Raw genomic sequence first — 21428 nt, forward strand, 5'->3', positions numbered from 1 at the left:
AGTATTATTTCAATGGACTATACTCTATTTCCATTTCTAACATTACTATGTTTTTTAGCATATACAAAATATATGAAAACACCTATTATAATCCATGCCACAAAACTAATTAAAGTAAGCTTAGAAAGGTTCAAAGCCAAATATATACAACTTACTATTGAAACGATAGGTAAAAAAGGTACTAGAGGGGCACGGAATGGCCTCTTCATATTAGGATGTGTCTTTCTTAATACAATGACAGCTATAGATACAAACACAAATGCTGTTATCGTTCCCATATTCACTAAATTAGCTAATAAATTCAAATCCACTAATCCCGCTAATAAAGCTGCTAGTATACCTGTAACCCACGTATTAAAAAATGGAGTTTGTAAACGTTTATGGACACTTGAAAGTCTTTTTGGTAACAATCCATCTCGACTCATCGAGTAAGATACACGAACAAATGCAAACATAGCTACTAACAGAACTGTTGTTAGCCCTGCTATCGCTCCCACCGATAACAACCCAGCAATTCTATCTTCTCCTACAGTGCGCAACGCATATGCAACCGGATCAGCAACATTTAATTCCGTAAACGGAACCATTCCAGTTAGCACGAATGAAACACCTACATATAGAACGGTACAAATGAGCAAGGAAACAAGTAGCCCAATTGGCACGTTACGTTGTGGACGCTTCACTTCCTCTGCGGCTGTTGCAACTGCATCAAATCCTAAAAAAGCAAAAAATACAGTAGCAGCGCCCCCTACCACGCCGTGAAAACCAAACGGTAGAAATGGTTGCCAATTCTCTGGTCTTACATATTGTGTCCCTACAACAATAAATCCTACAATAACAGCCAGTTTAATAATAACCATTATATTATTAATTCGTGCACTTTCTTTTGCGCCACGGCTTAATAAAAATGTAACAACTAAAATAATAAGAACTGCTGGTAAATCAATGATTCCACCCTTCCCCATTCCTGGTGCCGAAGCAAAAACCGTAGGAATGTGAATATTAAAACCTAGTAGCAGTGACTGAAAATATGCTGACCAGCCCGCTGCAACCGCAGAAGTCGCTAATAAATACTCCAGCATAACACACCAGCCAACTATAAATGCAAAAATCTCACCTAGTGTCATATATGTATATGAATATACACTTCCCGAAACTGGAACTGTAGATGCAAATTCAGCATAACAGAAAGCTACACATGCACATATAATTGCTGCTAATACAAAAGATAATACAATCGCCGGACCAGCATGTTTCGCTGCTACAATACCAGTTAATACGAAAATACCTGTACCAATAATTGCTCCAATACCTAACAGAGTTAGATCAATCGCTCCTAAAGTTTGATTCAATACTTTTTTCTTTTCTTCATCCATTGCTTTCTTTATGAAAAGACTCATTCTTTGAAACCTCTTTTTCAAGTTTATCTCTTACTTGTTACATTCTTTATTACTGTTCTATTTTAAAAATAAAAATATACATAATTCACTTCCCCTATAGACTTAGTAACCCACCCCATCAAAAAACAGAAAAATCAATCTCTTTATATCGTATTGAATTTTCAAAATATTAACCGTACCAAAAAGCCATTAAGAATGCTGATTGAATTTATCATACAATTAATTATATTGTCAATAATAAATCATTAAAAAATAATTGGTTGATTATTTATCAAATGTTATTTTTATACATAATTATTTTCTCAAAAACATTGTTGTTTTCCACCTTAATATTCATATTCATTTTATTACATTGATTTTCATACATTTTTCATTACATACAATGTAATAAAAATCATAATAACCTCAAATAAACTATTATTCAAAAATAATAATTCATTTGAGGTTATTTCACCATTTTAATACTAACAAAAAAGTGCAGATTTTCATCTGCACTTTTTTTATTCTTCCACTTCAGCTTCTGCACTACTATTTTCAAGATGCTCCTTCTGAGCTTCCTCTTGCAACTCTGCTGAAATCATCCCATAATAAAGTTCCGGATATAACCCAAATATTTGATATACACTTCCTAAAAACGGCATCAGAATCCCTCTTTTCTAAAGTTGTATTGCCACTTTTAAGGATTCCCTTTTCATTCATTATACATTCGTTTTTGGCGTTTCTTCTTCATCTTGAATACTTAATAAATTTTGCCATTTTTTATACGGAGCGCTATTTGGATCTACATATCCTTTCGCATGCGAGCGATCCCACAATTGTTTAATAAACATTTCTTTCTCTTTCTTTGCAACCATATCAGCACCTGTACCGTAATAGTTCTGGAAATACAACTCGATTTCATCAAGGAATAGTCTTAATAATTCATCTGATGTTTCTTCTAACGTCGGATCATACTTCGCTTCACGGTCATACATTAAAATCATATCTAAAAGATTGTGGACATGTTCTTTTCTAAGCCATCTTACATCTTGGGCTCCTAATACGAACGGATGTGTATATAAATGTCCACCTTGTATCATCGCCTTTTCTTGCTCTTCTTCAAATCGTGACAAGATGTTTTCATAAATAAACGGATTATGAAGCAATGCTCTGTGTAATTTATAACTTTCACTTGAAATATTTTTCCCCATCGACTGAATTAAAAAGCTACGCCCCACACCGTTATATTGATACACAAATTGTCCATCAACAGCAACTAAACTAATCCAGCGATACATATATGCGTATAGTAATGCACGATTACATTTATCATAATCTAATTTTGTTTGAGTCGCATTCAAGTCTGGCATAAAGGCTGGTAAGTGCCAATACTTATCTAAATGCGGCGTTAAACTAGATTTTTTACTATTTAATTTGTTTACACGGCGATAATACGATTGGAAATAGTCACCTTTATCATTCATAAATCCGTTTGAAATATGTCCTGATGATAATTTAGGAAAATCTTGCAGCGATAAGCCATAATGTGCTCGATAACAGATCACTTCAAATGGCGAAAAGGCTTCATGTACTGTATCTTTTTCTTTAAACATTTCTTGAATCAATTCCTCTTGTAGCTCTTTCTTTAAAGAAGGATGTATACCCCAATATTGTAATTCCCTATGATGAGAAACTTTTGGAATGAACGGACTTGCTAAATGGAACAGGTCTTCAATTTTTTCACGAACGTATTCATCGCGATCACGTTTCTTGTAATCTGCTTCTTTTCGCAACGCTTCAATGATATTCAGTTCTAATTTATCACGATAGCGTACTTGCAGTTCGTCATAACAATAGCTCAGTATATGTTCGCGGTAGAAATCCTCTACCTTTTTCGACTGAATCTCTTCTGTTTTCGCATCACGACAATATTCTCCGTACAAACTCATATAAATTTCCGCTGATATATCTTTCGGTAGTACACCTAAATTTAAATGTTGCTGCATATCTTGCCATATCTTTTCTTGCAACTGTTCCTCTGCTAATACATATACATTCGTCGGGTTTGTTTTTCCTTCAAATTCCTTACTGCGCTTTTGGATTTCAAATAATAAATTTTCACGTGTTTCATGTAAATTATCAAAAAACCTTTCCCAATATTGAATCATTTTATTAACTGCTTGATATAGCGATTGATATACAAGTTCTAATAGCATTTCTTTTCGATATTCATTTAATTTGTGTACATATTGCGTTACGATGTCTTCAAATTCTCTTTTGAATAAACGTTGCTGATTATTAATCATTTTTCCGAACCAGCCTTGTTGTTGAGCAATTTCTACTCGGCGTACAGCCGTTACCGTGCCATCGATATTACCTACATTAAATTTTTTATCGTAGTTTTGAATTACATTACGCTTTTGTTCATTATTTTCATGTAGTCGATTCATTTTTTCTACTAACTGCTTTCGAATTTCATATAACATAAAACGTGCTGCTACTGGGTGAACTGGATCTGTTTTCTTTAAAAACCATGTATTTAATTGATAGGACTGCCCTTCAGAACCACTTGGTGAAAAGCGATCTGATTCAATCATGTCATATAAAAGTGTCGTTACATGTTCATGTACACGGCTCGGAATCGCATACGCATATAAACGAACCGCATGATCCACTCTTGCCACTTCACCTTTCATTTGTTCCATCATTTTCAGTTTCGCAGCTGAAATTTTACACTCATGTTGCAGACGATTTAATTCCTCATCTTTTTGCACCGTGCGTTGTACATAACTTTCTACAGCTTCTAAAAACAGTTTTGATTTTGCAACTCCGAGCTTACCACCTTCTGCTCCTTCACGTGTTTCATTGTACATTTGTCTATAGAAAATATGAGCTTGCTCTGGACGGGTAGCAAGATGTTCCAAGTCCTCTAAATAACTTTTACCTCTCTCCGGCTTTTCACGCTGCATACCACGTTTTACATCTTGGTCATATCTTTGCTTCTTCTCTTGAAACAGTTGATCTAAATGAAGCCACGATTCATCTAAACCTTGCACAGCCCATTTTAAAGCACAATATTTTAACACATGCTCATACGGATAAATGAGTTTTGCCGTTCCTGCCCCGCAATATCGTCCTTTTCCGCTTGATTCTGCTAATTGCTGAATTTGATTGTCTTCTTGTGCAAAATGACTTGTGGACATTGGGCTAAATAACTGTAAATAAATTGTATTTGCCATCTGTTCCATATAGTCCGATAAATTGTGTAAATGGTGTCCATGTAGGTTTTCATAATCGTATAAGAAACAATAATTGTACGGTAAATGATGTTGTTTAATTGTATGATTCGTTCTTCCGTCTTCATCTACTTGATCAGGGCGATACTCTAATTCAATTGTTACACCGCCACGTTTTGATAATTCTCCAGTAGAACCGAGCGTAATAGCATGTAATTCTTTTAACGATGCATAGCCGTTTGCTTGCACCGTTTCAAACTCTTTCGCACTAACCGTTCTCGTCTTAACTAACACATCCGGCATTAAAAACGCACCGCGTATTAAAATGTTGTGATGCTGCAGTTTTTTTCGAAGCATTTCACGTAAATATAATGCAATTTGCAGAAACATCCCTGAACCTGTTCCGCCCGCTAGTGACGTTACTATAATGACACGTACTCCATATTCCGTTTGATCGCTTGTAACTGGAAAAATCTTCTCAATTTCTTGCCAAAAGGATGTCAATTTATCTTCTTTCATCGCAGCACGTAACGCTAAACGTGAAATGACGCGTAACTGTCCTGCTCCTTCTGTTAATGGTTTATCAAGTATAGTCGGGTCCATCGGAAACCACTCTGGAATCGTTGGATCACCCGCAATATACTCTCTTGGCGTTTTACTCGAACTCGTTTGCGTCTTAAACTTTCGAATATGATCAAATTTACTCAATGTATTCACATCTGTATCAAATACGTGCATTGCTACCTTTTTCCGGCGCTCTTCAGGCAGTTTTTCATATATTTGATGCGTCACAGTACTACCGATTCCACCTAAACCAATTAATATTGTTGGAACTTGTAATGTCATGTGAACCACCTTCCTATTCTTGCTTGTTTGAAAAAAGGGAAAGAGAATCAATACTCCATCCCCTTCTTATCCCTATCTACTATTCACATTCGTACTTGTAAATCTCCTTACCATATCCTCTATCAATTAGTAAAAGTTCATTTGGATATAGTGTCTTATGTTCCATTCCTACTTCATCCTCTGTTATAAACATCCCATCAATAATCATTCCAACTACTTGTGATTCTTTCGCTACAAAGACAGATTTCGAACCTTTCTTCGCTATAAACGTAACGGATTGCACCGTTTTTCTTTCTGCTCTAAATGGGATACCAAAATAATGGTTCCACCATTTATTTCGAAGTAATTCTGGTTCAGATTGATATAGCCAATCTTTCGCTACCTCTTGATCCCATTCATAATACAGTAGTGCCTTCCGGTGAAATCTCGGCCGAACAATCCATCCTAAAACAATGATTCCTACTACTAGCAGTAATAACGTGATAGGAATGACAAACTTAAAAATGAGCGCATATTTTTCATAAAACGGAGCATCTTGAATATGGAATGTTATGTTTTTCTTTACTTCTTGTAACTTTGAATCCCGCATTACGATGGTAGCTTCTACGGTGCCGGTATCTGTAAAATTAAATATGTCGGAGTAATAGGGACGAGGATAAACATAGATTTGGTTTCCATGTTGCTTTATTTCATAATTGATTGATTGTTCAGATGTGACACCAGTAGATTTTAATAGTTTTTTTACAGCTTCTTCTGTCATCGGCTTACCATCTAACTGTGGCTGCAAAACAAATGGTTTACTATTCTCTAAATTTGTCACTTTTTCTTCATAATCTTTTGTAACAGTTTGAAGTGATAATTTTGGTTTCTCAGCTGTTTCAATTTTAAATTCTTTCGTCTGTCTATAAAACCCTTTTATATTCATATGAACTTTCCCGCGTACTAACCCTTTATCAAGCTTAGTTTCGTAATAAAACACATGCCTTTTATCGTCCCACTTCATCGGATATTGTTTTCCGTCTATTTCTACTTCTGCCTGAAAGTAAGAAGACTGAACTGGCAACTCCGTAGGCTTTGCTTCAATAACAGCAGTAACACCTTCGTACATTTTCTCTACATTTTTTTGACTACTATCATCTTTGTCATAAGTAGAAACCGTATAATTAAGCGCCGGTTCAACTAGTACTTGTAGTCCTTCTTTCTCAATGTCCTGGTCCACTTCTATCGTATAAGTTCCTGGTTTAATAACTTCCTGATTTTCCGTACTTATATGAACTATATTTCCGAACAATTTTGCTTCTCCTGGTGCATGTATGGAAAAAGAAGATTGTAATTGTAATGGTTTAGAAATTTGTGTGACCTGATAATCGGGCAGAGAAGGCGATTGTCGTACAAGCGTCATACGTTTTAACGGAAACGGTGTTGTAATCTCTACTTTTTTCCCCACTACTTTCGTTTTGACAATCGATTCAACAGAGGAGAATGGATCACGATTTGCAACTAATGCTGCCACTTGATTTACACTTTTTACAATGCCATCTTCTCCGCTTGACGGCATCGTAACACCATTTATCTCTTTCTTCCATATTTCTTTGAACGTGTTTAATTGTTCTTTTTCTTGTTGTCCTAAATCTTCTTCCATCGTAATTAAGACTGGGTGTAACGATATCTTTTTTGCATCCATTTCTTTCTTAAACTGGGCTAATTTCTGCAAAATTTGTTCTTTTCCGCCAACCTTATCTTTCTCTAAATCATTAAATGCCCCGTCAGTTAATACAATAAGCCAAAATTCACGTTTTCCATCTATATCTGCTTCCTTTTTTATAGATTGCATCGCCGTTTCTACCGCGCTAAATGGAGTATTTAAATACGTTTTCCACGCTCCAATTCCCTCAATTTCTGTTTGCCTTTTATCCTTCGTTAACAAAATGTTTAATGGATCATTCGGCTTACTCATTGGAACGTAAGAAAATTTATCTTTTTCATCTAATAATGCAACTAAACTTTGCAAAGCATAATTGGCATATTTCCAGCGATCGTTATTTCTCATGCTGCCCGAATCGTCATATACAAGTGAAACGACCCTTTCCTTTGCCTCCTCTCCTTTTGCAAAAGCTGATAAAGGTAAACATATAAATAGAAACAACATGAACGTGGCACAAATTCGAATTTTCATGATGAGGCTTCGCCACCTTTGTAGACAAATTCCTATGTTTAAATTTATGAGAGGAAACAAGATATATGACTTGTATTTTAGGACAACTAACCCACCATAAATTTATTATGTAAACAGATTATACACTTGGTAATATTCCTTCTAGCATTCTCTATCCAATTATATAAGTAAAAAAAGCCTGTTTAAGATCCACGCTTAAAACAGACTTTTCCTACTTTTCATTTTAAAAACACATAACAAAAAGTTTGATTTTTGACTTAACACATCACTTCTATTGTAAATCCACCAGGTACTTCAACGTAAAACGTATACGCATGGGCATGCTTAGGAGGCTCGATCAAAAATCCATCTTCCTGCAATCTTTGATTTATCTTATCTACTTGTTCTTCATTTTCTTGTGGAAATCCTACATGAAATGTTTTTGGATACTGAACTTCTTTTCCTTTCATTAAAGTTAGTATAAATCCATCATTGTCACGCATAACTGCAAAGGCATTCCCCCTTGTTCCACTACAAATTAAACCAAAATACCTCTCTAAAAACTCTCTAGATGCTGTTACATCTGTAACTGTTAAATTAAGATGTTTAATTCCCAATCCCCCACCTCATTTCTTAATTTTCTAACATTTTATCATACAAATAAAAAACACGCTTTTCACAGCGTGTTTCATTGCTTTACATACACTTCAACAATCGGATTCTCTTTATTATCCGCATGCAAGCGTATATTCGCTTCACTTGTATTATAAATACTAGCTAATAACATTATCGTTAACACATTAGGTATCTTCGCATCACTTCCGTATTTTCTCTCAAGCCCTTCCTTATATTCAAAATCTAAATCCCCCTGCACATATGTATACACTTCAAAACCATCTTCTAAATTGCAAACTACTGTATCAATAATATCTGCCCCTACTTGCTTCTTCATTTCCTCTCGCAACGCTTCAATAAATTCTTCCCACGGTACTTCGTATGTCTGAAACTGATCTGTAGATTTCATGCCTTTTCCTCCTTATATATCCTCTTCTTATATTTCCCCTTTCCTATAACAATTATGATAGATAGGACATTCGTACAAGCCGCACTTGTCCCCCTTACATATCGTATTACTGTAATGCGGAAGGAGGAAAGAACATGCATAGACAAAAATGTTATGATACATGCCGACGTTATTTCGGAAAAGTTGTTCGGATTGAAGACCATGATGGCCGTATACATTTAGGTAAAATAATCGATTTGACACAAAACTCTGTATGGATTGAACCGATGCAACAGCGCTCATCTTTTGATTCAGGATTCGGATACTATGATGCTTATGCAAACGGTGGTTGTGACCTTTGTGGCGGCCTTAGCAGATGTGATAGTTGCGGATTTGGATGCGGTGGTGGATTCAGCAGTTGCGGATGTGGTGGCCGTGGTTGCGGTAGTTGTGGTGGCGGCGGCTGGGGTGGCGGCGGTTGTGGCTGGGGTGTTGAACTCGGATTTGGTTTCATCTTCGGAATTACATTAGCTGCATTATTTTTCATTTAACATAGTAAAGAGTTGGCTACCTTTAGCCAACTCTTTTTCTTTATTTTTCACATATAAAAATACGATGCCCTAAAATGTGTTGGTACATAAGCCTTACATTTTCATGCTGTACCCACGCCTCATATAACTCATTCGGAATATGTGAGGATACATTCCATTCTGGCTCTTCTACATAGCCAGAGATCGTTTCTGCAATCGTGCCACCGCCAGCAATTGTAATTCTTTTAAAATTTGCTTTCTGAAATAATTGTACCCACTCATTCTCAGTTAATAGTTCTTTCATGCCATATAATTGGGCGATTTTTTCTTCCTCACTCTTATCAATGTGCCTATCAATAATCATTTCAATGACAACAAGCTTACCGTCCTGCTGTAATACACGGTAACACTCCGAGATAACCCTTTCTTTCTCTGTAAAAGCGATGATTGATTCTCCAAGTACGAACTCAAATGAGTTATTCAAACAAGGTAATTGCTCTACACTTCCTTCAATTAATTGTATATCTAACCCTTCAAACAACCATCTATCTTTTGCCTTTTGAATCATAATTTCATTCTTTTCAACAGTTGTTACTTTATAACCAAATTCCCTTGTCATATATGCAGCTGTTTTTCCCGTACCGCAACCTATTTCAAGGACATTCGCTCCATATTTAAAAGGCAGTTGTGCTAACAATTGTTTTGTTAACGTAAAACCACCAGGATGAGCACTTCCTATTCCGTAATAAGCTAGGAAATCGATGTATGTGTTTCGCTTCATAGGACTCTCCTTCAAGTTTTCTATAATACATATATTCATCCTCAAAAAAATAGTGCACAGAAAAAAAAGCATTTTCAAGTGCAATGTTTCAACTTGAAAACGCTTTTTTCTTTTACTATTTCTCTTCTACATACGCCCATTTGAAACTATATTCCGGACTAATATTATGTTTTACAATTCCCTTTACATTTGGTTTCATAACATACGATCTACCACTTTGATATAAAGGTACGAGCGCTACATCTTCTTCAAGTAACAGTTTTTCTGCTTTCCCTAGCTCTGTCCAACGTTTTTTTGCATCAGCCATCCATTCCGTCTTACTTTTATTAATAATGTCATCATATTTTGAATTTGAATAGCTCATCTGATTCTGTGAATTTTTCGTTTCAAACATATCAAGATATGTCATTGGATCCGCATAATCTGGATTCCAGCCGCCATATGAGAAATCATAATCTTGGTCTGATTCTAATTTTAGTTTTTGCTTAAATGGCTGAAGTTTAATATTTACTGTTACACCCTTTAAATTCTTTTCAATTTGATCTTTTACATACTCCCCAACCTTTTTCGCATTACCAGTATCATAATTTAATAGCTCTATTGTCACTTGATCTTTTCCAAGTTCTTTTTTCGCAGCTTCCCAGGCTGCTGCTGCCTTTTTAGAGTCTTGTTTTAAACCATTTTTAAACGTTTCTGCGAAATCTTTACCGTCTGGTCCAGCTGCTAAACCTTTTGGTACTAAATAATCCACTGGTTTTGAACCATCATTTAAAATGACATTCGTTAAAGCTTTCTTATCGATTGATAATGCAATTGCTTCACGTAATTTTTTACTCTTTAACGGTGTATCTTGCCCACCACGTTTTTGATTTAGACGCAAGTAAAAAGTACTTGTTTCTGAATATGCACCAAACTCTTCTTTATTATTTCTATACTTATCAACAAATTCACCTGATAAAAGTGTAAAATCAATCGCACCTGTATCATATAAATTTACTCTTGTAGCTGGTTCTTTTACTACACTATAGTTGATTTCTTCTAGTTTTACAGTCTTTTTATCCCAATACTGATCATTTTTCTTTAATTTCCAACCTTGTTCATGCTTCCAATCAGTAAGTACAAACGGTCCATTATAAACTGTCGTATCAGACTCTAAACCGTATTTATCTCCTTTTTCTTTTACGAACTTTTCATTTAATGGATAGTATGACGCGAATGCCATTAAATTTAAGAAATATGGTACTGGTCTCTCTAGTTCAACTTCCAGTGTATAATCATCTACCGCTTTTACACCTAATGTAGAAACTTCTGCTTTCTCTTGATTTATTGCCTCTGCATTTTTAAGATAGTAAGCAATAAACGCATATTCTGCAGCTGTTTTTGGATCTACTAGACGTTGCCATGCAAATACGAAATCTTTCGCTGTTACAGGATCACCGTTTGACCATTTTGCATCTTTTCGTAATTTGAATGTATATTTTTTGCCATCCTCGCTTTTCGTACTAGATTCTGCCGCCGCTGGAATTGGCTTGTTATCTTTATCTAGACGATATAACCCTTCCATCGTGTTTCCTAAAATTTGAGAACCTAACGTATCTGTATTTTTAGAAGTATCCATCGTCGGAATTTCATTCGTTTCTGTACGATTCATTACTTGCTGTGCCGCATATTTAATATCGGATTTTTTCTCTTCCCCGCCACTATTAGACGTCGTAGTCGTTTTCTTCTCCCCACCAGAAGATCCAGAACATGCTGTTAACGCCACACTCATTGCTAAAACTGGTGCTACAACCGCCGTGAACTTTTTCATCTTTTTCTTCATTCTTGTACCCTCCCCAATTATATGTACGAAATTAACTTTGAGAGACTTTCTTTTAAAATATATTATTAGAAAATTCTTACTAATTATTATTCTACTAATTTTTCTTGATTTGTAAAGTTTTTTATGAATATTCTAAATAATTAATTTATTATTTTTATAATACCTATCTATTACTACTATACGAATTCTCCCACATCTACTATATGTAAGTACCACTTTTCTTATTCGTCTCTACTTATTTAAATTTAATTAAATAGTAAAAGAGCGTTTTAAAAATAAATAATCTACTTTTAAAACGCTTTTTTTATTATTTTCCTTCCGTTACATAAGCCCACTTAAAGCTATATTCTGGACTAATATTGTGTTTCACAATTCCTTTAACATTCGGTTTCATTACATACGCTCTTCCTGTTTGATATAAAGGGACTAGCCCAGCATCTTCTTCAAGGAATAGTTTTTCAGCTTTTCCTAACGTTTCCCAACGCTTCTTCGCATCACCCATTAATTCATTACCTGCTTTTTCTACCATATCATCATATTTTGCATTTGAGTAACTCATTTGGTTATACGGGCTCTTCGACTCGAACATATCGATAAACGTCATTGGATCCGCGTAGTCTGGACTCCAACCTGCATAAGAGATTTCATAATCTTGTGCAGTCTCTAATTTTAATTTTTGTTTAAACGGCTGAATCTTTGTATTAATCGTTACACCTTTTAAGTTTTTCTCAATTTGATCTTTAACATAATCAGCAATCTTTTTCGCAGTTCCATCATCATAACTTAGTAATTCAATTGTCACTTGATCTTTTCCAAGTTCTTTTTTCGCTGCTTCCCAAGCTGCTGCACCTTTTTTCGGATCATATTTCAAACCATTTTTAAATGTATCTTGGTAATCTTTACCGTCTGGTCCTGTCGCAAGTCCTTTTGGCACCAATTGATCCGTTGCTTTTGATCCATTATTTAAAATTACATTTGCCAATCCTTTTTTATCAACTGATAACGCAATTGCTTCACGAAGCTTTTTGCTCTTTAACGGTGTATCTTGTCCGTTACGCTTTTGATTTAAACGTAAGAAGAATGTACTTGCTTCTGAATACTCACCGTACTCATCTTTGTTCGATTTATATTTATCTACAAATTCTCCTGATAGTAATGTAAAGTCAATTGATCCTGTATCATATAAGTTTACTTTCGTCGCAACTTCTTTTACTACACTATAATTAATTTCTTCTAATTTCACAGTCTTGTTATCCCAATATTTATCATTTTTCTTTAGCTGCCATCCTTGTTCATGTTTCCATGAAGCCATAACAAATGGACCGTTATACACTGTCGTGTCAGCTTCTAAACCGTATTTATCTCCTTTTTCTTTTACGAATTTTTCATTTAGCGGATAGTATGACGGGAATGCTAATAAGTTTAAGAAGTACGGTACTGGTTTCTCTAGTTCTACTTCTAGTGTATAATCGTCTACCGCTTTTGCTCCTAATTCTGTTACAGGTTTTTCACCTTTATTAATCGCCTCTGCATTTTTAATATAGTAGGCAATAAACGCATATTCTGCCGCTGTATTTTTATCAAGTAAGCGCTGCCATGCAAATACAAAATCTTTCGCTGTTACTGGATCACCATTCGACCATTTTGCGTCTTTACGCAGTTTAAATGTATATTTTTTGCCATCCTCGCTTTTCGTACTAGATTCTGCCGCAGCCGGGATTGGCTTATTATCTTTATCAAGACGATATAATCCTTCCATCGTGTTTCCTAAAATTTGTGCCCCTAACGTATCAGTAGACTTAGAAGTATCCATTGTCGGAATTTCTTGATTCTCTGTACGATTTAACACTTGCTTCGCTGCATATTTAATATCAGACTTTTTATCTTCCCCACCACTAGACGTCGTAGTCGTTTTCTTCTCCCCACCTGATCCAGAACATGCTGTTAACGCCATACTCATTGCTAATACCGGCGCTACAACCGCCGTGAACTTTTTCATCTTTTTCTTCATTTTTGTACCCTCCCCAATTATATGTACGAAACTAAATTTGAGTAATTTCCTAATAACTAGTTATCAGAAAATTCTTATTAATTAATATTCTACTATTTTTTCTAGTTTTGTAAAGTTATTTTTAAAATATTCTAAAAATTATTTTTTCATAATAGAAACCTTATATCCATTGTTTTTTTACATTTAATCTCATAATAAAAAGCATTCCAAAAGTAAAGAATCTACCTTTGGAATGCTCTATTATTTTATCCTTCTATTGTGGACAGTGAGATTCTCAATGCAAGAATAAGATAAGGAACTTCATATATCCACTTAAAGATAAAACCACTATTTAAAAATTATTTTCCATCTTTTTCAGTCATATATGCCCACTTGAAGCTATACTCTGGGCTAATGTTATGGTGAACGATGCCTTTTGCATTTGGTTTTTGAACATATGCATCACCACGTTGGTATAAAGGTACAAGTGCTACATCTTTCTCAAGAAGTAATTTTTCAGCTTTTCCTAGCTCTTCCCAACGTTTCTTCGCGTCACCCATTAATTCTCCACCAGCTTTTTTAATCATATCATCATACTTAGAATCAGCGAAGCTCATTTGGTTATGAGAATGATTAGACTGGAACATATCTAAGAATGTCATTGGGTCAGCGTAGTCAGGTCCCCAACCAGCAAATGATAAATCATAATCTTGCTCTGTTTCTAATTTTAGCTTTTGTTTGAATGGCTGAAGTTTAATATTAACTGTTACACCTTTTAAGTTTTTCTCGATTTGGTCTTTTACATATTCTCCAACTTTTTTCGCATTACCAGTATCATAGTTTAATAGCTCAATTGTAACTTGGTCTTTTCCAAGTTCTTTTTTCGCTTCATTCCATGCAGCTGCTGCTTTTTTCGCATCTGGCTTAATACCATTTTTAAATGTTTCTTGGAAATCTTTACCGTCTGGACCACTTGCTAATCCTTTTGGTACTAAGAAGTCCGCAGGTTTAGATCCATCATTTAAAATTACATTTGATAGATTTTTCTTATCGATTGAAAGTGCAATTGCTTCACGTAATTTTTGGCTCTTTAGCGGTGTATCTTGTCCGCCACGTTTTTGGTTCAGACGTAAGAAGTATGTGCTTACTTGTGAATATGTGCCAAACTCTTCTTTATTATTTCTATACTTATCAACGAATTCACCTGATAGAAGCGCAAAATCAATTGCATTTGTATCATATAAATTTACTCTTGTAGCTACTTCTTTTACTACACTATAGTTAATTTCATCTAGTTTTACAGTCTTTTTATCCCAATATTGGTCGTTTTTCTTTAATTTCCAACCTTGCTCATGCTTCCAATCAGTAAGAACGAACGGTCCGTTATATACTGTTGTATCAGACTCTAAACCGTATTTATCTCCTTTTTCCTTCACGAACTTCTCATTTAATGGATAGTACGATGGGAATGCTACTAAGTTTAAGAAATATGGTACTGCTTGTTCTAACTCAACTTCAAGCGTATAGTCATCTACCGCTTTTACTCCTAGCTCTGCTACAGGTTTTTCACCTTTATTCACCGCTTCTGCATTTTTAATTGGGAATGCGATAAATGCATACTCAGCAGCTGTTTTTGGATCTAATAGACGTTGCCATGCATATGCGAAATCTTTCGCTGTTACAGGATCACCATTTGACCATTTTGCATCTTTACGTAGTTTAAATGTATATTTTTTACCATCCTCACTCTTCGTGCTTGATTCTGCAGCAGCTGGGATTGGTTTGTTATCTTTATCTAATCGATATAAACCTTCCATTGTGTTCCCTAAAATTTGAGAACCTAATGTATCTGTATTTTTAGAAGTATCCATTGTTGGAATCTCATTTGTTTCAGTACGATTTAGTACTTGTTTTGCTGCTAATTTCCCTTCTGATTTGCTATCTCCACCAGAGCTAGAATTCGTGCTTGTCTTCTTATCTCCACCTGATGTAGAACATGCTGTTAATGCCATACTCATTGCTAAAACTGGTACTACAACCGCTGTTAGTTTTTTCATTTTTTTCTTTTTCACTTTCTGTACCCTCCCTAATTCTTAACGCTCTCATTTAAGAATTTTCTGATAATTCTGTTTTTCTTTATATATTTATCAGAAGATTCTTATTAACTATTATTCTACTAATTTTTTGAGTTTTGTAAAGTGTTATTATTGAAAATTTTTAAAAAATTATTTTTTTACAGTAATATTCATAAAAATTCCATAATCTTTCGAAACACTATATCTCATTGAATTCTATGTATTGATTTAATAGTCTTTATATCCCTCCGCTACAAAACACTTGTAAATTATTGTTAATAAATAATGTATATCATACCAAACCTCTTTTCTACAAAAATAAAAAAGCAGACATTTCGCCTGCTTCAATTCTCCTCAATTTGCTTTTCGCTTAATCCTAGATGTGTTCTAAGAGTATTACTCAAACTCTGTAGATCTTTTTTATTAGGATTATAATAATATACACGTTGTCCGTTTGGGCCATTAGGTAAATATAAATCATCACCAGCTAATTGTATTTTTTCAACTGAACCGTTTAAACCGTATTTATAAAAAGATAAAATATCATCCATTACTAAGTTTGTTTTAAAATCGCCGTCAACCGCCTCAACCATTTTTTCTAGTTTCGTAATCGAACCTACACTTTTTAATTTACTTAACATCGCTTCGATAACAAGCTGTTGGCGCTGACCTCTCATTGCATCACTATCAATATGACGCGTTCTTGCTAGTGCAAGTGCTTCTTCCCCATTTAATTTTTGTAATCCTTTTCTCAAATGGATCGCATCAGGTTCATCTTTACTATTTTGCTCCGTAAATTCAACTGGGACATCTACCTCAATACCATCTAACCCATCAACAATTTTAGTAAAGGAACCAAAATTAAATTTCACAAAATAATCAACAGGCACCTGTAACAATTTTTCTACCGCTTCCACTGAAGCTTGCGGTCCTCCATCTTTACCATTTTGAACGAAACCACTTCCATATGCATGGGTTATTTTATCTTTTTTCTTTTGAACTGGAACATATGTATATGTATCACGCGGTATGCTCGTTAATTTCACTGTTTTATCATCTTTATTAAAGGTGGCTAACAATAACGCATCTGTATGAAATGCACCATTATACTCCTTTTGTCGTTCTTGATTTTCATCAATTCCCATAATTAAAAGTGAAACATGATTTGCAATTGGCTTTACAGATTTCTCACGTAAATTGGATTTTTCACCTCGTGCTAAATTCAAATTAGATTTTTGTACGAGACTAGAAGTTTTCATATATACATAGGTTCCATAGCCAATTCCACCAAATAGTAATACCGCTAGTAGTAAACTTATTATCGTTTTCTTTTTATATTTTTGCTTATTTTTCTCTTCTCTTAAAGATGAATGATTCCTCATTTACTCTCCTCCTGTTTCTATTCATCCAATATGTTTTTCATTTTTTCATATTTAGCGCTATCCTTTTGAAACACACTTTCTTTCAATCCTTTATCTATTTGTATCCATTCAGTCGTAAGTGAATATTGAATCAAGCCTTCTTGAAAACTAAGAAATTTCAATATAATCCCTGTATTTTTCTCCACAACCATTTCGAATTTCCCTCTTAAATTTTCAGAGGTGCTAACAGGCATCTCTATGTTGATGACTCCTTCAATTTTGTAACAATCTAATCCAAGATATTTCGTTTCTTTATAATTCCAATCTTTATATCGAATTAACAAATCTGCGAATTCTGATTGAATACTATACTTAGCTAGTCCTACATATTCATCATCATATCGCCTTTTTTCACCTGATTTTTTCAATAACCTTTCCGTAGGATTTAATTTTAATAGTTCATTGTTTCTTTCTTTCGGGTTCCATTTTGTCTCTTTATAGGTATGCTTCTCATCATCAAACTCTTTTTTCTTGCCCTCGTTATATATAATTGTTCGTTTTTTCGCTAGTTTATCTTCTTTCGAAGAGATACCTCTTTGTTTTTCCGTATCAATCGCATACTTATATGTTGTAGCAACTCTTGATGAGCTAGAATATTCCTCAAATTGTCCTGAAATATTTTTAAAATAATCAATAGAATCTAGCATCTTTTGATGAATCTTTTCTTTATCTGGATAATGTACATTCGATTTTATTTCTTCTTCATTTTCATAATCAGAAAACGCTTTTTTCTTTACATATTCAAATACTCCACCGTTTTGCGCAAAACTTTGGATAGAAAACTCAGACATAGATACCACTGAAAGTATACAAACCGCTGCACTAATTATCATCATATGAATTTTGTAACTCTTCTTTTTTACCTGAAGATTATGTAGTGTGCCATTAATCTTTTCATTTAACTCTGGAGGTACTATAACATTTTCATCTTTTATTCTCTTTTTTAATTTCTCATCAAATAATTTTTCATTATCCACCCTTTACACCCCCTATTCCATCTTTAATCGTTTTTGTAGTTGTTCCCTTGCGCGTGACAATCTGGATTTCACTGTTCCTTTTGGTACTTCTAAAAGCTTTGCTATACTCTCTTGATTCATATCTTCATAATAATAAAGCACCGTAACAGCTCTTAATTCTTCATGTAACGATTGAATCGCATTACACAAATCTATATCTTCATACTGATCACACGCACTCATATTGTAATCATTCTCTTCTGTCACAATTACATTTTTATACGCTCTAATAATATTGTTACACTCATTTATTAGTATTCGAATTAACCAAGTTTGAAAAAATTCTTCTTTTTTTAATTTTTTTATATTTTCATAGGCCTTTAAAATTGTTGTCTGTATCGCATCCTCTATATTTGTCTCATCACGTAACATCGCCTTTGCTATTCGATACATCTTCACTTTTTCTGTATGTATAAGCGCTATAAAGGCTTCATGATCACCTTTTTTCGCTAAAGAAACATCGGTTTCTTCTTTTATAATCATTTTATATAAAGGGATTACTTTCACAATTGCTCCTCCTGTTTCATCCTCACTTCATCACTTCCAATTTAACTTTACATGTATTAGACGTATGAACCTAGAAAAAGGTTCATTTTTTTGAATATTTTTTTAATTTAAAAGATAAATATCCTTTATAAGTGTTATGTGATAAACATACTAGTTTAAATTTACAAATAAAAAAAGCCCACTTTCTAGTGGACTTTCTACTTTATAACGGTAAATCCCTCTTCCTAAATACTACAATCGCTACTAAGAAAATACAAAGCGCTCCAGCAGTTAACCCTATACTTACCGGCCATATATTATACGTTCCTTCAGCGATTTCTTTCGGGCGAAACAGCGTGAATAATGATAGACTTCTCATCCACTCTAACTTATCACTTAATTTACCTACCATATCCAATACGAAAAATAAGATAGTTAAACTCGCTGAATAACTTAGTGCTTTTCTTTCGTCATTACATATACAAGAAAAGAAAAATGAATACGCACTAACGACTAAAAATATGAGCCCTCCGACTACATTTATCTTCAAAAATAATTCTTTATTTAAGTTATTATCTTGTAAAAACCATTCTGCACCTACTAACCCAGCTACATACGTAACAGATACAATAATCAGAAGTCCTAATATGAGAACAGTAGCTTGTGTAATAGCAATTTGCACTCTAGATACAGGTGTTGCTAGCAAGTATGCCATTGCTCCTTTATCTACATGACGAGCAATTAAATGTGTCGCAACTGTTACGCAAAAAATTGTTAAAATGATAATAAACAATAGACTATAGTATTCACCAGCTAAAAAATCCATTACGTTTTGAATCGGACTTTCCATACCAACGATTTTTTTCACACTATCAGGCATGGCAGCTATTAATTCATTTAGCCCTTTCGCTGATACCATTGACGGGAATATCCAAATTAATAACCACAAATATAAAGCCGCACCAGACGCATAACTCAAAATACTTTTTTGTGTTTCTTTCAAACTAGCTAAAAACAATTGCTTATTCATGCGTTATCCCTTCTTTCTTATCGTAATAATGCATAAATAAATGTTCTAAATCCATCGCTCTCGTTTGAAGTGCCGTTACATTATAGTTTGAAAGTGTTTGTAAAACAGTTTGATAGTTTCCTTGTACAATGATAGATGCCTCTCTGCCTTTTACCGCTTCAAATTGCAAATTACACTTTGTAAGGGACTCAATCTCTTCTTGTGATGATACTGTTACATCTATCACCTGTCTTCTCATACTTTGTAAATCGTGAATATTTTCAACCGTTACGAGTCGACCATCTTTAATAATAGCTACTCTGTCACAAGTTCTCTCAATTTCAGTAAAAATATGTGATGACATCAGGATTGTTTTTCCTCTTTGCTTTTCCTCTAATATTAAATCTATAAACACTTGCTGCATAAGTGGATCAAGTCCAGATGTTGGTTCATCTAAAATTAACACCTCTGGATCGTGCATAAATGCAGCGACTATCCCTACTTTTTGCTTCATTCCTTTAGACATTTTGCGAATCGGTGTTTTCACATCAAATTGCAGACGCTCTATCAGTTCATCTCGTCTTTTCGTATCCTTTAATCCACGCATTCCTTGCATTAATTTTAAAAACTCTAATCCGTTCATTCCTTCAATAAAAGAAATTTCCCCCGGTAAATAACCAACTTCTCTTTGAATTTTCGCTGCTTCATTCCAACAATCTAATCCAAAAATTGTCGCTTTACCAGCTGTCGGTTTTATAAATCCCATTAAATTACGAATCGTCGTTGATTTCCCGGCACCATTCGGTCCTAAATAACCAAATACTTCTCCCTTTTTTACATCAAATGTAATATGAAACAAACCTTTTCCATTCGAAAACTGTTTTGTGACATCTTGAACTGAAATCATAATTCCACCTCGTTTTTTGAAATATTTAATATGTGATATTTCAAAATCATTGTACTCCTCATCTTTCATATTCGCAACAACTTTTTGAAATATTTATTAGTCCATATTTCAAAATTATTGTTTTCCATTATTTTTTCTTGTATATTTTAAGTGAGGTGATTGCATTGAACGGCTTTGAAAGAGTAAAAGAAAAGAAAAAGCGTGCCATTAAAGAAGCAGCATTCGTATTATTTTCAGAACGTGGATTTAATGAAGTGAAAATAGAACATATCGCAAAAGAAGCAAACGTTTCTCAAGTTACAATTTATAATCATTTCGGAAGTAAAGATGCTTTATTTAGGGAGCTTATACAAGAATTTATCATATCTGAATTTCAATATTATAAAGAGCTTGCAGAAGAAAAATTACCTTTTCATGATATGATGCAAAAAATGATTGTAAGAAAAATGAATACTGGCGGGTTATTTCAACCTGATATGTTATTACAAATGATGCAAAGGGACGAAGAACTCCGTAAGTTTATTTATAGTTATCAAAATGAAAAAATCCTGCCCTGGTATTTAGAAATATTAGAACGAGCTCAGCGCAAAAATGAAATTAATCCACACCTTACTAAAGAAATGATGTTACTTTACATTCAAATGTTTACAAAATTAGGTGATGAATTTGGAGCACAACTTCTTGAAGGAGATCGTGAAAAACATATACAAGATATCGTTACGATGTTCTTTTATGGTCTTTCTGTTCCACAAAAATAAAAAAGACACGAATT

17 protein-coding genes are annotated in these 21428 nt (G+C 34.2%); 2 read left to right on the forward strand and 15 right to left on the reverse strand.

Annotation, left to right across the window (positions count from 1 at the left end; genetic code table 11):
- Positions 1-17: 17 nt before the first annotated feature.
- The 6 genes from AC241_RS17585 to AC241_RS17610 all read right to left on the reverse strand — a co-directional run bounded on the left by AC241_RS17585 (position 18) and on the right by AC241_RS17610 (position 8640).
- Positions 18-1400, reverse strand: a complete 1383-nt coding sequence (locus AC241_RS17585) for an APC family permease (RefSeq protein ID WP_016080695.1) — start codon at positions 1398-1400, stop codon at positions 18-20.
- 500 nt (positions 1401-1900) lie between these two features.
- Positions 1901-2041 carry a hypothetical protein gene (locus AC241_RS17590; RefSeq protein WP_001116193.1) on the reverse strand — a complete coding sequence of 47 codons (141 nt, stop codon included), beginning with the start codon at positions 2039-2041 and terminating at the stop codon, positions 1901-1903.
- A 57-nt stretch (positions 2042-2098) separates the two neighbouring features.
- The gene (locus tag AC241_RS17595; RefSeq protein WP_016080694.1) at positions 2099-5461 is read right to left on the reverse strand and encodes a tubulin-like doman-containing protein; all 3363 of its coding nucleotides are present in this window, start codon (positions 5459-5461) and stop codon (positions 2099-2101) included.
- A gap of 79 nt (positions 5462-5540) precedes the next feature.
- The gene (locus tag AC241_RS17600; protein ID WP_043936416.1) at positions 5541-7637 is read right to left on the reverse strand and encodes a vWA domain-containing protein; all 2097 of its coding nucleotides are present in this window, start codon (positions 7635-7637) and stop codon (positions 5541-5543) included.
- A gap of 257 nt (positions 7638-7894) precedes the next feature.
- Positions 7895-8233, reverse strand: a complete 339-nt coding sequence (locus AC241_RS17605) for a VOC family protein (protein ID WP_029443013.1) — start codon at positions 8231-8233, stop codon at positions 7895-7897.
- Between the two features lie 71 nt (positions 8234-8304).
- Complete coding sequence (locus AC241_RS17610; protein ID WP_000842905.1) at positions 8305-8640, reverse strand: hypothetical protein; 336 nt, start codon at positions 8638-8640, stop codon at positions 8305-8307.
- Positions 8641-8774: 134 nt separating this feature from the next.
- On the opposite strand from AC241_RS17610, the gene AC241_RS17615 reads away from it, so the two are divergent.
- The gene (locus AC241_RS17615) at positions 8775-9170 is read left to right on the forward strand and encodes a hypothetical protein (protein ID WP_029443014.1); all 396 of its coding nucleotides are present in this window, start codon (positions 8775-8777) and stop codon (positions 9168-9170) included.
- 40 nt (positions 9171-9210) lie between these two features.
- Here the strand turns inward: AC241_RS17615 and AC241_RS17620 are convergent, their stop codons facing one another.
- The 9 genes from AC241_RS17620 to AC241_RS17660 all read right to left on the reverse strand — a co-directional run bounded on the left by AC241_RS17620 (position 9211) and on the right by AC241_RS17660 (position 20656).
- Positions 9211-9930: a class I SAM-dependent methyltransferase gene (locus AC241_RS17620; RefSeq protein WP_050844406.1), complete on the reverse strand. Its 720-nt coding sequence runs from the start codon at positions 9928-9930 to the stop codon at positions 9211-9213.
- A gap of 115 nt (positions 9931-10045) precedes the next feature.
- Complete coding sequence (locus AC241_RS17625; protein WP_016080689.1) at positions 10046-11752, reverse strand: peptide ABC transporter substrate-binding protein; 1707 nt, start codon at positions 11750-11752, stop codon at positions 10046-10048.
- Positions 11753-12059: 307 nt separating this feature from the next.
- Positions 12060-13763, reverse strand: a complete 1704-nt coding sequence (locus AC241_RS17630) for a peptide ABC transporter substrate-binding protein (protein ID WP_016080688.1) — start codon at positions 13761-13763, stop codon at positions 12060-12062.
- Between the two features lie 338 nt (positions 13764-14101).
- A complete protein-coding gene (locus tag AC241_RS17635) occupies positions 14102-15814 on the reverse strand; it encodes a peptide ABC transporter substrate-binding protein (RefSeq protein ID WP_050844407.1) in 1713 nt (570 codons plus the stop codon).
- A gap of 347 nt (positions 15815-16161) precedes the next feature.
- Positions 16162-17199: an LCP family protein gene (locus AC241_RS17640; RefSeq protein ID WP_043936419.1), complete on the reverse strand. Its 1038-nt coding sequence runs from the start codon at positions 17197-17199 to the stop codon at positions 16162-16164.
- A 17-nt stretch (positions 17200-17216) separates the two neighbouring features.
- On the reverse strand, positions 17217-18215 hold the full coding sequence (locus tag AC241_RS17645; RefSeq protein WP_043936420.1) for a hypothetical protein: 999 nt from the start codon (positions 18213-18215) through the stop codon (positions 17217-17219).
- 12 nt (positions 18216-18227) lie between these two features.
- On the reverse strand, positions 18228-18761 hold the full coding sequence (locus AC241_RS17650) for an RNA polymerase sigma factor (protein WP_043936421.1): 534 nt from the start codon (positions 18759-18761) through the stop codon (positions 18228-18230).
- A 202-nt stretch (positions 18762-18963) separates the two neighbouring features.
- Complete coding sequence (locus AC241_RS17655) at positions 18964-19770, reverse strand: ABC transporter permease subunit (protein WP_016080684.1); 807 nt, start codon at positions 19768-19770, stop codon at positions 18964-18966.
- Positions 19763-20656: an ABC transporter ATP-binding protein gene (locus AC241_RS17660; RefSeq protein ID WP_029443026.1), complete on the reverse strand. Its 894-nt coding sequence runs from the start codon at positions 20654-20656 to the stop codon at positions 19763-19765. Before AC241_RS17660 ends, AC241_RS17655 begins: the two co-directional genes overlap by 8 nt.
- Before the next feature lie 155 nt (positions 20657-20811).
- Here AC241_RS17660 and AC241_RS17665 point away from each other — a divergent pair, with 155 nt between their 5' ends.
- Positions 20812-21414, forward strand: coding sequence for a TetR/AcrR family transcriptional regulator (locus tag AC241_RS17665; protein WP_116777626.1), 603 nt, complete (start codon positions 20812-20814; stop codon positions 21412-21414).
- Positions 21415-21428: the final 14 nt, after the last annotated feature.

Origin of the sequence: Bacillus thuringiensis, from assembly GCF_001182785.1 — a bacterium.
GTDB lineage: Bacteria > Bacillota > Bacilli > Bacillales > Bacillaceae_G > Bacillus_A > Bacillus_A thuringiensis_S.

Excerpts from the sequence above, each read along its gene's own strand:
- AC241_RS17590 (WP_001116193.1), bottom strand. The coding sequence starts at position 2,041 with ATGCCGTTTTTAGGAAGTGTATATCAAATATTTGGGTTATATCCGGAA.
- AC241_RS17620 (WP_050844406.1), bottom strand. The coding sequence starts at position 9,930 with ATGAAGCGAAACACATACATCGATTTCCTAGCTTATTACGGAATAGGA.
- AC241_RS17585 (WP_016080695.1), bottom strand. The coding sequence starts at position 1,400 with ATGAGTCTTTTCATAAAGAAAGCAATGGATGAAGAAAAGAAAAAAGTA.
- AC241_RS17595 (WP_016080694.1), bottom strand. The coding sequence starts at position 5,461 with ATGACATTACAAGTTCCAACAATATTAATTGGTTTAGGTGGAATCGGT.
- AC241_RS17630 (WP_016080688.1), bottom strand. The coding sequence starts at position 13,763 with ATGAAGAAAAAGATGAAAAAGTTCACGGCGGTTGTAGCGCCGGTATTA.
- AC241_RS17640 (WP_043936419.1), bottom strand. The coding sequence starts at position 17,199 with ATGAGGAATCATTCATCTTTAAGAGAAGAGAAAAATAAGCAAAAATAT.
- AC241_RS17660 (WP_029443026.1), bottom strand. The coding sequence starts at position 20,656 with ATGATTTCAGTTCAAGATGTCACAAAACAGTTTTCGAATGGAAAAGGT.
- AC241_RS17615 (WP_029443014.1), top strand. The coding sequence starts at position 8,775 with ATGCATAGACAAAAATGTTATGATACATGCCGACGTTATTTCGGAAAA.
- AC241_RS17655 (WP_016080684.1), bottom strand. The coding sequence starts at position 19,770 with ATGAATAAGCAATTGTTTTTAGCTAGTTTGAAAGAAACACAAAAAAGT.
- AC241_RS17625 (WP_016080689.1), bottom strand. The coding sequence starts at position 11,752 with ATGAAGAAAAAGATGAAAAAGTTCACGGCGGTTGTAGCACCAGTTTTA.
- AC241_RS17610 (WP_000842905.1), bottom strand. The coding sequence starts at position 8,640 with ATGAAATCTACAGATCAGTTTCAGACATACGAAGTACCGTGGGAAGAA.
- AC241_RS17600 (WP_043936416.1), bottom strand. The coding sequence starts at position 7,637 with ATGAAAATTCGAATTTGTGCCACGTTCATGTTGTTTCTATTTATATGT.